6 protein-coding genes, 4 tRNA genes, 1 other RNA gene and 2 pseudogenes are annotated in these 10,798 nt (G+C 67.6%); 3 read left to right on the top strand and 10 right to left on the bottom strand.

What is annotated here, in order from left to right; all coding sequences use genetic code 11:
• The 6 genes from BQ7388_RS02510 to BQ7388_RS02480 all read right to left on the bottom strand — a co-directional run.
• Positions 1-1,181: lysylphosphatidylglycerol synthase transmembrane domain-containing protein (locus tag BQ7388_RS02510; RefSeq protein ID WP_072500425.1), on the bottom strand; the 1,181-nt coding region annotated here is incomplete at its 3' end.
• Between the two features lie 1,009 nt (positions 1,182-2,190).
• Positions 2,191-2,267: transfer RNA gene (locus tag BQ7388_RS02500), tRNA-Glu, on the bottom strand.
• A gap of 15 nt (positions 2,268-2,282) precedes the next feature.
• Positions 2,283-2,356: transfer RNA gene (locus BQ7388_RS02495), tRNA-Gln, on the bottom strand.
• Between the two features lie 414 nt (positions 2,357-2,770).
• A tRNA-Glu gene (locus BQ7388_RS02490) sits at positions 2,771-2,847 on the bottom strand.
• 15 nt (positions 2,848-2,862) lie between these two features.
• Positions 2,863-2,936: transfer RNA gene (locus BQ7388_RS02485), tRNA-Gln, on the bottom strand.
• A 214-nt stretch (positions 2,937-3,150) separates the two neighbouring features.
• Positions 3,151-4,542 (bottom strand): CCA tRNA nucleotidyltransferase, encoded by a 1,392-nt coding sequence (locus BQ7388_RS02480; protein WP_072499702.1) that lies wholly within the window; start codon positions 4,540-4,542, stop codon positions 3,151-3,153.
• Positions 4,543-4,686: 144 nt separating this feature from the next.
• Between BQ7388_RS02480 and BQ7388_RS02475 the strand changes: the two genes are divergently transcribed.
• The 3 genes from BQ7388_RS02475 to BQ7388_RS02465 all read left to right on the top strand — a co-directional run bounded on the left by BQ7388_RS02475 (position 4,687) and on the right by BQ7388_RS02465 (position 8,513).
• Positions 4,687-5,520: a hypothetical protein gene (locus BQ7388_RS02475; RefSeq protein WP_072499701.1), complete on the top strand. Its 834-nt coding sequence runs from the start codon at positions 4,687-4,689 to the stop codon at positions 5,518-5,520.
• A gap of 90 nt (positions 5,521-5,610) precedes the next feature.
• A complete protein-coding gene (locus BQ7388_RS02470; RefSeq protein ID WP_072499700.1) occupies positions 5,611-6,963 on the top strand; it encodes a C1 family peptidase in 1,353 nt (450 codons plus the stop codon).
• A gap of 83 nt (positions 6,964-7,046) precedes the next feature.
• Positions 7,047-8,513, top strand: coding sequence for a C1 family peptidase (locus BQ7388_RS02465; protein ID WP_072499699.1), 1,467 nt, complete (start codon positions 7,047-7,049; stop codon positions 8,511-8,513).
• 130 nt (positions 8,514-8,643) lie between these two features.
• Here the strand turns inward: BQ7388_RS02465 and BQ7388_RS02460 are convergent.
• From BQ7388_RS02460 to rnpB, 4 genes and pseudogenes are all read right to left on the bottom strand, one after another.
• Positions 8,644-9,198 (bottom strand): annotated as a pseudogene (locus BQ7388_RS02460) (cell division protein SepF); the annotation flags it as partial.
• 77 nt (positions 9,199-9,275) lie between these two features.
• Positions 9,276-9,485: pseudogene (locus tag BQ7388_RS02455) on the bottom strand (VOC family protein); the annotation flags it as partial.
• A gap of 91 nt (positions 9,486-9,576) precedes the next feature.
• Positions 9,577-10,224 carry an IMPACT family protein gene (locus BQ7388_RS02450; protein WP_072499698.1) on the bottom strand — a complete coding sequence of 216 codons (648 nt, stop codon included), beginning with the start codon at positions 10,222-10,224 and terminating at the stop codon, positions 9,577-9,579.
• A gap of 35 nt (positions 10,225-10,259) precedes the next feature.
• Positions 10,260-10,613: RNase P RNA component class A (rnpB, locus tag BQ7388_RS02445), an RNA gene on the bottom strand.
• Positions 10,614-10,798: the final 185 nt, after the last annotated feature.

Here is a 10,798-nt window from a genome sequence, read left to right as displayed (position 1 = left end):
CCGCCCCTGCGACCGGAGGCGACGGAGGCGAGCCGGTCCCTCAGCGCCTGCACGCGACGGTAGATGCTCCTCCCGCCACGGGAGCGCAGCCCCAGGAGCGGGGCCGCGAGCAGCGTGGGGCCGAAGAAGGTGACGATGCGCCAGACGAGGAAGCCCGCCGAGGTGGAGGGGCCAAACATGTGGCCGTAGAACATGACGAAGCCACCCTCCGCCCCGCCCGTCCCACCCGGCAGGGGCACCGCCGAGGCGACCATCTGGACCATCGAACCCGCCGCCAGGCACTCCACGAAGTCCGCCTGGATGCCAAAGGCGCGCAGCACGAACCAGGGGATCATGTAGAGGCAGGCGAGCTGCGCCATGGTCACCACGAGGGTGAGGAGCATGGAGGGCACGTCCTGGGCGGCGCGCTTGAAGGCGTCAGAGAACTCCATGACCTGGACGTTGACCATCTCGTCCCAGTGGGAGCGGTCCTTGAGCCAGTGCCGGGAGTCCGCAAGGCGAATCGCGCGGTTGCCCACGCGAATCACGAGCCTGGGACAGAGGCAGACGACGAAGAGGCCCGCGAGCTCGAGGAAGTGCACCGCGAAGACCACCAGGTTGAGGATGATGATGTCGCCGTAGGTCTGGAAGAAGTACGAGAGCTTGGCGAAGAGCATGATCGCGGCGAAGAGCACGACGCCCAGTTGGAACATGATGAAGCGCGTGAACTGGGTGGCGCTGGCCTCCCCCACGTCCAGGCCCGTGCGCGTCAGGCGATAGATCTGCGAGGGGACGGCGCCGGCCATCATGGGCGTGAGGTTGCCGAAGAAGACGCCCGAGGCCTCGACGCTCATGAGGTCCCGCACGCCGACGGGCGATTCGTGGTCGAGGTAGACGGCTATGACGTAGGCCAGGACGCCGAAGGCGAAGTAGAGGACGAAGGCGAAGGCGGCCCACATGACCCAGCCCGTGTCCACCTTCGAGAGGGCCGAGAGGAACTCGCCCATCTGGCCCGTGGCCACGAGGAAGACGACGTAGACCCCGATGACCCCGGCAAGGAAGATGGCGCCCTTGCGGGCCTTGGTGCTGTTCTCGCCCATCTCGGGCGCGCCGGGGGTGGTCGCGGGGGCAACGACATGAGGGCCGGTGACCTTCAGGGGCACCTTGGCCTTCGAGCGCTCGCTGTTGCTGTCCTGTGCCATGTCCCTCCGACCCCACGATCCGTGGCCGCGGACGGCAGAAGTGACGTCCGCATGCCGTTCCCTGCCAAGTGGGCACGCTCATCATACTCGCTCGGCGGAATCGGGCATACTAAGCGGGACTCAGCAAGCGAACAAGGGACGGGGGGCACGGCATCTAGCTGCCGCCCTGCCAATAAAGGGAGTCTCGTCCATGCAAGGAACAAACAAGCTTCCCTCCGCCGAGGAGCTCGTCAGGCAGGCGCTGCTCGGCTCGAACCGCCGGCGCATGCTCGCCCAGCTGNTCAGCCGGGGCGCGCTTTTCTTGTGCTTCTCCCCGGCGAACCACAGGCAAACCGAGGCTCCGGGCAGTCTTTGCCCGTCCGGGCACAGTTTGCTTGCGCCTCTCCCCTAGCAAAGCACAAGCAAATTGTTGGCATCGCCGGCAAGTTGTTGGCAGCGGCGGGAAAGCCGCGCGTCGCGGGGCAAACGGGCTCCACGCCCACGTTTGTCGGTGTTCTCACCCGCCCAAGGTACCGACGAACGGCCTCTATGTGCCTGAATCAACCAGAAAGCCCTGGAATGTCGGTTGTTTGGGCAGGCGAGAATACCGACGACTTTGGTCCAGGCCGCAGAACGCGAGCGAGTAAGTCCGGGCCGCAGATAGCAGACACGCAGGTCCGGACCCGCACAAGCCCGGGCAGTGGGCCACCGTGGCCTATCCCCTGCGCCCCGCCGAGCCTCGCATGCTGATGGTGACGGAGCCTCCGCCACGCCCGTGCCCACCGCCCCTGCGACCGGAGGCGACGGNGCACGAAAGCGCGGCGGGAAGTGCCGACTCGGCCGTCGGGACCGCCGAGTAGCCGTACGAACGGACTCGTGGCGTTCGACTGCCTGCGAGGGGAGGTGGCGTCTGCCCGGGTGGCACGCCACTCCCCTCGCCCTTTGTGCGGGGGGTTGGCCGTTCGCGACGGCGTCGGGTCCTCGCGGCAAAAGGAAAGGAGCCGGCGCGCTGGCCGACCCCCGGGGTGTCTGGTAGCCCGTACCAGATTCGAACTGGTGATCTCCGCCTTGAGAGGGCGGCGTCCTGAACCGCTAGACGAACGGGCCGTATGTGGGTGCACTTGGCTGGGACGGAGAGAATCGAACTCCCGCTGACGGAACCAGAATCCGTTGTCCTACCGCTAGACGACGTCCCAATCGGTGTTTCAGTGCAGGAACAGAGTCTACGCGAACGCATGCAAAAACGCAAGGACGCCTGCAAATCTTTCTGGCAGCGCCGCCTGGGCGCGCATTGGTGTGCCTCCCCCTGCGACGATATCGATGGCTCGCGCCATTCCGACGAAAAAACTGTGCACGATTTCTTCGAATTATGGAGACGAACGACGTTTGCCCAGGTCATACTCTGCTGAAAGAAATCCAATGCGCAGTTTTTCGGTACATGCAGAGCCCTCAGACGAATGCTGGGTGAATCCGCACCAGGAAACGAGGCCGCCGCCTCTCCCTTTGTGCGGGGGGATTGGCCGTTCGCGACGGCGGGGCTGGCCGCGACGGCGTCGGGGCCTCGCGGCAAAAGGAAAGGAGCCGGCGCGCTGGCCGACCCCCGGGGTGTCTGGTAGCCCGTACCAGATTCGAACTGGTGATCTCCGCCTTGAGAGGGCGGCGTCCTGAACCGCTAGACGAACGGGCCGTATGTGGGTGCACTTGGCTGGGACGGAGAGAATCGAACTCCCGCTGACGGAACCAGAATCCGTTGTCCTACCGCTAGACGACGTCCCAATCGGTTGCCCTGTGCGCTTGGTGCGAGAAAGAACTATACGTGAACGCACCAAGCCGTGCAAGGAGAAGTCGATGGGATTTTTTGGACACAATTCCTTCACGAGAGGCGCCACGCCCCGCACGTCCCCCACAAGGGCCAACGCGTCAGGCACGCCCTTCGCAAGGGCAACCACGCCCGGCGCGGGCGGCCCCTCCCGCAGGCTCACGCCCTCCCCTAGAGCCTGATCTGCCCCAGAAGCACCTCTCGCCTGTTGGGCAGCTCGTCGTTGACCACGGCGGAGAGAAGCTCCGCCAGGATCAGCCCCACCCCAGGGCCAGGCTGGATGCCCGTCACCCTCATGACGTCGGCACCGCTCACGGGAAGGTCCTTGAGGCGGTAGGCGCTACCCGAGGCGATCTCCCTCCTCAGGGCGGCGCTCACCTGGTCGAGCTCGGCGGCGTAGCCCGCGACCCCCGGCACCTTGGCCACGGCGTCCGCGCGCTTGAGGTCCAGGAGGTCGAAGGCGAGGGGCTTGGCGTGGTCGGGGCAGGCGCGCTCGAGCTTGAGCAGGGTGCGCCTGATGGAGCGGCTCGTCGGCCGCACGGCATGGTCGTGGAGGCGCACCAGCGCGCGCGTGGCGGAGACGAGCTCCCCCGGGAGGGCGAGCCTCCTCATGATCGACTCAGCCATCTGCGCGCCGAGCTTGGGATGGCCGAAGAAGTGCCCTCGTCCGCCCTCGTCCTCCGAGTAGCAGCTGGGCTTTGCGACGTCGTGCAGGAGCGCGGCCCACCTGAGCGCGTCGGACGCGTTGCCTCCCGTGAACTCCTCCACCCCGCGACAGACGTGCGCCGTGTGCCCGAGCACGTCAAAGGCATGGTAGGGGCTGCGCTGGTCGAAGCCCGCCATGGGGGCGAGCTCGGGGATCGCCTGGCAGAGGACCTCCGTCTGGTGCTCGAGCGCCCACGCGGCGCGGCCGCTGCGCACGATGCCCGCCAACTCCAGGCCTATGCGCTCGCTCGCGATGTCCGCCAGCTCCGGCGCATGCGCGACGAGCGCCCGTTGGGTGCGACCCTCCACCTCGAAGCCGAGACGGCAGGCGAAGCGCACCGCGCGGAGCACCCTGAGGGCGTCCTCGCCGAAGCGCTCGGAGGGCTCCCCCACCGCCCGTACCACGCGGCCCGCCAGGTCGGCGCGTCCGCCAAAGGGGTCGAGCAACCCGCGGGCGGGGTGATAGGCCATGGCGTTGATGGTGAAGTCACGACGGGCGAGGTCCTCGCGGACGTCCCTCACGAAGCGCACCTCGTCGGGATGGCGGTGGTCGCTGTAGTCGCCCTCGACGCGGTAGGTGGTCACCTCGATGGGGTGCCCCTCGCAAACGGCGGTCACGGTGCCATGGGCGATGCCCGTGCGGTGCACCTCGACCCCGGCCGACGCGAGACAGCCCTCGACCTCCTGCCAGCGGGCAGAGGTGGTGAGGTCCACGTCATGGGGGGCGGCGCCGCGCAGCGCGTCACGCACCCAGCCGCCCACCACCCAGGTCTCGTGTCCCGCGTCCTCGAGCGCCTCGAGCACGCGCAGGGAGTAGCCGGGCAAGCCGTAGGCGATCTCTCCCTCTGCGTGGATCATCTGCGCCCTCCCAGAGCGTTCCGAGGCGGTAGGCATACGAGGCGGTTAGCTGGATTATAGGAAAGAACGATGTCCCGGGGTGGTGGTACATACGTATGTGACCAACAAGCGTTCGGCGCGTCAGGCGCCAGGGGGGTGGGGACGATGGAGCTCTCGGAGGAGACGAAGGCGAAGCTTCCGGCAAACGAGGCGCTGGCCCAGGCATGCCTCACCTCGTATCTCACGGACGAGGAGCTCGCGCGCTACATGGGCGAGCTGGAGCAGGAGCGCTCGGCCCTTCTCGCCGACTCTGGTTTCAAGAGGGCGCGGGAATGGCGAGAGAGACGTGAGGACTCCAGGTCCAAGGTCGGCCCACTCGGGATCCTGCTCGCGCTCCTGGTGGGAGGCTGGCCCGCCATCCTCGCCTTCGTTTACCTGCACTGGGGGTCGGAGCACTTCTATCGCAACGTCCTCATCTACCTTGCCACCACCGGCCTCACCTGCCTCGGGGCGCTGCTCTCTGACAAGCTCCGCGAGAGTGAGGCGCGCATCGACCGGCGGGCGGGCTTCTCGCTCCTCCCCGCCGAGAGGGCGCTCCTCAGGCGCTACGACGAGCTGGAGGGCAGGCTGGGCGCGGCGCGCGCCGAGCAGGGTGACCGGAGCAAGAAGGCGGAGGCTCGCGAGCGAGAGGAGCTGCGCGAGCGCCTCGACGCCTGCGTGCCCCCGTCCCTCAGGCATCCGGAGACCTCACCGGAGTCGCAGGGCTACCGCCACTGGATGCAGGCGAACGGCGGCCGGACGCCCCGGCAGGCCCACAAGAGGGACCGCAGCATCTGCCCTCGCTGCGGCTCGCACGACACCGAGGTGGAGGGTACCGAGCAGGGATGGGAGTATGACCCCTTCCTGGAGAGCGAGAGGCTGCACGACGACGGCTGGTCCCCCACCTACGTGCGGCACTTCCTCTGCCACGACTGCGGCGAGCGCTGGGATGTGCCCTAGGCCTGTAGAGCCCGCGCGGGAGCCGTCCACGCAGGCCCACGTGCTATCCTCGACTGGCTAAGAAATCCAACCATCCCCAGGGAGGGAAGCATGGACCAGATCAAGAGCGTCACCCCCGAGGACCTCGCCGCCGCACGCGAGGAGTTCCTCTCTGAGCGCGCCAACGTGGTGGCGAAGAACGCCGCCAGCTCCATGGGCGTCCGCAAGGCGGCCCGCAATCCCGAGGCCGTCGCCCAGAACAGCCTCCAGTTCGACGTCGAGGTCAGCCAGGGCGAGCGCACCAACCAGAAGCGCTCGGGCCGCTGCTGGATGTTCGCGAGCCTCAACACCATGCGCTATCGCACCATAAAGAAGTACAAGCTGAAGGACTTCGAGCTCAGCCAGGCCTATCCCCTCTTCTTCGACAAGCTCGAGAAGAGCAACTGGTTCCTCGAGAACGTCCTCGACACCCTGGACGAGCCCCTCTCGGGCCGCCTCATGGCGTGGCTCCTGGCCGACCCCATCGGCGACGGCGGCCAGTGGGACATGTTCAAGAGCCTGGTGCGCAAGTACGGCGTCGTGCCCAAGGAGGCGATGCCCGAGACCGCCAACTCCGAGAGCACGCACGAGATGGACGCGTACCTGACCCGCTACCTGCGCGGCTGCGCCAAACGCCTGCGCGAGACCGCGGCATCCGGAGCCTCCGCCGACGACCTCGGCCAGATGAAGAAGCAGATGATGGGAGACGTCTACCGCCTGCTCGTGACCTGCCTGGGCGAGCCGCCCGCGCGCTTCGACGTGCGCCTGCGCGACAAGGACGACAAGGTCGCCCTGAGCGGCAGCTTCACTCCCCAGGAGTTCTTCGCCGAGGCGGTGGGCATGGAGCTCGACGACTACGTGTCGCTCATCAGCGCCCCCACGAAGGACAAGCCCTTCGGACGCACCTACACCGTGAGCCGGCTGGGCAACGTGGTCGAGGACGGCACCGTGCTCTACCTCAACCTCGAGCCCGAGGAGCTCAAGCGCGCGGCCATCGCCCAGCTCAAGGGCGACCTGCCCGTGTGGTTTGGCTGCGACGTCGACCAGAGCTACCTCAGGGACGAGGGCATGATGGACACCGCCGCCATCGACGTGGACGAGCTCTTCGGCTTCGCCGTCGAGGGCGCGCTGAACAAGGCGGAGCGCCTCGACTACGGCGAGTCGGTCATGACCCACGCCATGGTCCTCGAGGGCGTGCGCCTGGACGGGGACGGCAAGCCTGCGATGTGGAAGGTCGAGAACAGCTGGGGCAAGGACCACGGCCGCGACGGCTTCGACACCCTGAGCGACGCCTGGTTCGACGAGTACGTCTACCAGGTCGTCGTCGACAAGAGGTACCTCAGCGACGAGCAGCTCCAGGCGCTCGAGACCATGGAGCCCGTCGTGCTCGAGCCCTGGGACCCCATGGGGACCCTGGCCCGTTAGGACAGCACCCCTCGGCGCCTGCGGCCACCCTACCGCGGGCGCCGTCCCTTGCGCCAGCCAAAATGAAAACGAGAGGAACGCAGATGAGCGAGAAGACCATCGGCCGCGACTGGGCGGCCAGGCAGAACGAAGAGTTTTGCTCCTCCCGCGCCAACCGCATCGGGCGCAACGCCGTCACCGCCACCGACGTCATGCAGGCCGCGCGCGACACCAGCGTGATGCGCGGCTACCATGACACCTACGGCGTGCGCGTGCCCAAGACGGCCGACATCACCAACCAGAGGCAGAGCGGCCGCTGCTGGATGTTCACCGCATACAACGTGGCGCGCCACGCGACCATGGACTTCCTGGACGTGGACAGCTTCGAGTTCAGCCAGGCCTACGGGATGTTCTATGACAAGCTCGAGAAGGCCAACGCCATGCTCGAGAACGTCATCGCCACGGCCGGCCTCCCCGCGGACTCCCGCGAGGTCCAGCTCGTCCTCGAGGACGGCATGGGCGACGGCGGCTACTACCACTTCGCCATGAACCTCATCGCCAAGTGGGGCGTCGTCCCCAAGGACGCCATGCCCGAGACCGCCTGCTCCAAGAGCTCCGCGCAGATGGACGCCCAGCTGGAGCGCCTGCTGCACCGCGACGCCGGCATCCTGCGCCGCGCGCACGCCGAGGGCAAGGGCGAGGACGAGCTCCGCGCCCTCAAGGAGGACATGCTCTCGGGCGTGTACCGCATGCTGGCGATCTGCCTCGGCGAGCCGCCCGCGCGCTTCGACTTCGTCTGCACCGTGGGCAAGAGGCACAAGGCGGACGCGAGCAAGGTCAAGGCCATTGAGCCCCAGAAGGACGAGGAGCCCAAGGACGCGGGCGAGAAGGACGGTCCCAAGGAGCAGAAGCTCGTCCTGCGCGACCCGGACATCACCCCGCTCGAGTTCGCTGAGCGCTACCTGCCCTTCGACCCGCACGACTACGTCTCGCTCGTCTCGATGCCGGGCAAGACCCGACCCTACGGCCATGCGTATCACCTCACGCTCACCGACTCGGTCGTAGGCGGCGACCCCCACCACGTGCTCAACGTCGAGCCCGAGCTCCTGGACCAGGTAGCCGTCAACAGCCTCAAGGCGGGCGTGCCCGTTTCGATGGCCTGCGACGTCATGCAGGAGTTCCCGCGCCACGTGGACGACTTCAAGTACGTGCTCTCCACCGACGGCATGGACCTCGAGGGGCTCTTCGACGTCGAGCTGGGCATGGGCCGCGACGAGATGATCGACATGTGCGAGACCGGCCTCACCCACGCCATGACCTTCCAGGGCGTCGAGCTGGACGAGGACGACAAGCCCAAGGCCTGGCGCATCGAGAACAGCTGGGGCAAGGAGCAGGGCAAGGACGGCTACCTCATCATGACCGCCGACTGGTTCCACACCTATGGCGGCGAGGTCGACGTCAGGCGCGAGTTCGTGCCTGACGAGCTGCTCAAGATGTGGGACGAGACCCCCGTCGAGGACGTCGCCCCCTGGAGCGGCATCACCTCCGGCTTCGCCCGCAGGCTCCACTAGGCCAAGGCGAGCGCCACAACTTCCCGCTGGGACAGGTACCGTGAAGTGACACTGGTCGGGCCCCGGACGCAGCTCGTGCTGAGCGCGTCCGGGGCCCGGTCTCGTCGGGCGCTGCCCATGGCCTGTTCTCTTATACACATCTNTCGATGCCCTGGGGCATGACCACGAAGACGCGGTCGCCCAGCTCGTCCACCTGGCCGCCGATGCCGCAGGCGAGGCCGAAGCAGAAGTCGAGGATGCGCTTGGCGGTCTCGATGTTGGTGTTCTTGAAGACCAGCACCACGGGCTGGCTGGTGCGGACGCGACGGACGACCATCTGGACGTCGTCGTACGAGACGGGCTTCAGCACGTAGGGGGGAAGCTGTCCCGAGCTGGGGCGGGGAATCGCCTTGAGGCCGATGTCCGCGGGAGAGTGGCCGTTGGTGGTGTTGCCCAGGACAGACTCGCGGCTGGCGTAGCCACCCTGCTGCTGGGGCATGGAGGCAGTGGCACCGTCGTCGTAGCCGTAGTCGCGCGCAGGCGCCGCGGGGCGGGCGTACTCGTTGGGAGCGTAGCCGGGGCGATAGCCGCTGCCATAGGCGGAGGAGGAGCTGCCGGCGTTGTCGCCCACGGGACGCCCGGAGCGAGTGTAGACCGACACGCTCTCGGCCTCGGGGCGGCGGGTGTTGCCCAGGACGCCGGAGGTGTCGGCCTCGGGGCGNGATGCAGCTCGTGCGCCGCCTCGAAGTCATCGACCTCGAAGGCGATATGCGTGTCCATGCCACCATTCTCGTACGGCTCGGTGCGCCCGCGGTTCCAGGTGAGCTCGATCTCGAAGCCGGTGTTGTCGTCCACGAGATAGGTGTTGGACCATGACCCGTCCTCGGGTCCCTTCTCGCGCGACACGCGCAGCCCCAGCGCCCTCTCGTAGAAGGCGATGGACGCCTCCTTGTCCAGCACGTGGATGCAGCGATGGATGAACCTTGCGTTCATGGGACTTCCCTTCGGTTGCCTGTCGCCCGCGACGCCGCGGCGGCGCGGGACCGTCCCTGCCATCCTACCCGCACGACGCGAGTGCGTTTCCTCAGAGCGCGCCGAAGTGGGGCTCCCCCACCAGGCAGAGCTCCTCCCCGTTGGCGAGCTCGCGCATGGCGGCGCAGAACGCCTCTTCCGCACCGGAGGGGAAGACGGCGTTGATCTGGACGTCCTCGGCGAAGATGGTGTCCCTCGCCTTGCCGCCGCAGTCCGTGAGGAGGCGCTCCACGCGACCGTAGGCGGAGTACGGGACGCTGCAGGTGAGCCTGGTCACGAGCTGCATGCTCACGAGTTTGCCCTCCCCTCGGGCGACGTCCACCGCCGCCTGTGCCGCAGCGGAGTAGGCGCGCACGAGCCCGCCTGGCCCCAGGAGCGTGCCGCCAAAGTAGCGCGTCACCACGCAGCAGACGTCGGCAAGTCCCGACGAGCGGAGCACCTCGAGGACGGGCATGCCGGAGGTGCGCTGCGGCTCCCCGTCGTCCGAACAGCGCTCGCGCCCGTCCGAGAGCACCCAGGCAGGGACGTTGTGGCGAGCGTCATGGTGCCTGGCGCGCACCTCGTCCACGAAGCGCGTGGCGTCCGCCTCGCCGTCCACGTGCCTCAGCTGGGCGATGAAGCGGCTGCGACGGTCCTCGACCTCCGCCTGGGCCTCGAAGCCGTCCGCCAGCGTGAGGAATCCCGTCTGTCCAGGAAGCATGGTCCGTCCCTCTCCAAAGGTCCTTGTGAGAAGAGATGCGAAGTGGGCCTGTGAGCCGGGTTCTGTCGTGGACAATCATTTATCTACGACCGCCGTCACCGACGGCCTCTAGCGCGCAACCCGAGCGCGGTGCGGGCCACACCATGGCGCTCCTATTTGCGTTTGCTCCGGAAGGGGCTTGCCAAGCCGCCGTGTTGCCACGACGCTGGTGGTCTCTTACACCACCGTTTCAGCTTTTCTCTCACCCGCCGAGGCGGGCAGCGGGAGTCTTCTTTTCTGCGGCGCTTTCCGTCGGGTCACCCCGCCAGGCTGTTAGCCTGCTTCCTGCCCTGTGGAGCCCGGACTTTCCTCATGGGCGTCTCCGCCCCCGCGATTGTCTGGCCCACTCCGCGCCGTCGATTGTAGCACGCCTGCCCCGACATGAGGGGAGGCCGCCGCGGATGCGACGACCTCCTCACGCAAGGCACGCCTCGTTCTGGATCGTCCGAACTAGTCCAGGTCGCTGAAGTCGGTGTCGGCGGCGACGGGAGCGAAGGTGGTAGCCTCGGCGCTGGCGGCCGGCGCGGGCGCGACG

It is taken from the genome of Olsenella phocaeensis, assembly GCF_900120385.1.
In the GTDB taxonomy this organism is placed as follows: Bacteria; Actinomycetota; Coriobacteriia; order Coriobacteriales; family Atopobiaceae; genus Olsenella_I; species Olsenella_I phocaeensis.
The sequence above is the reverse complement of the archived record's forward strand: the minus strand, read 5'-3'. Positions and strand labels throughout refer to the sequence as shown.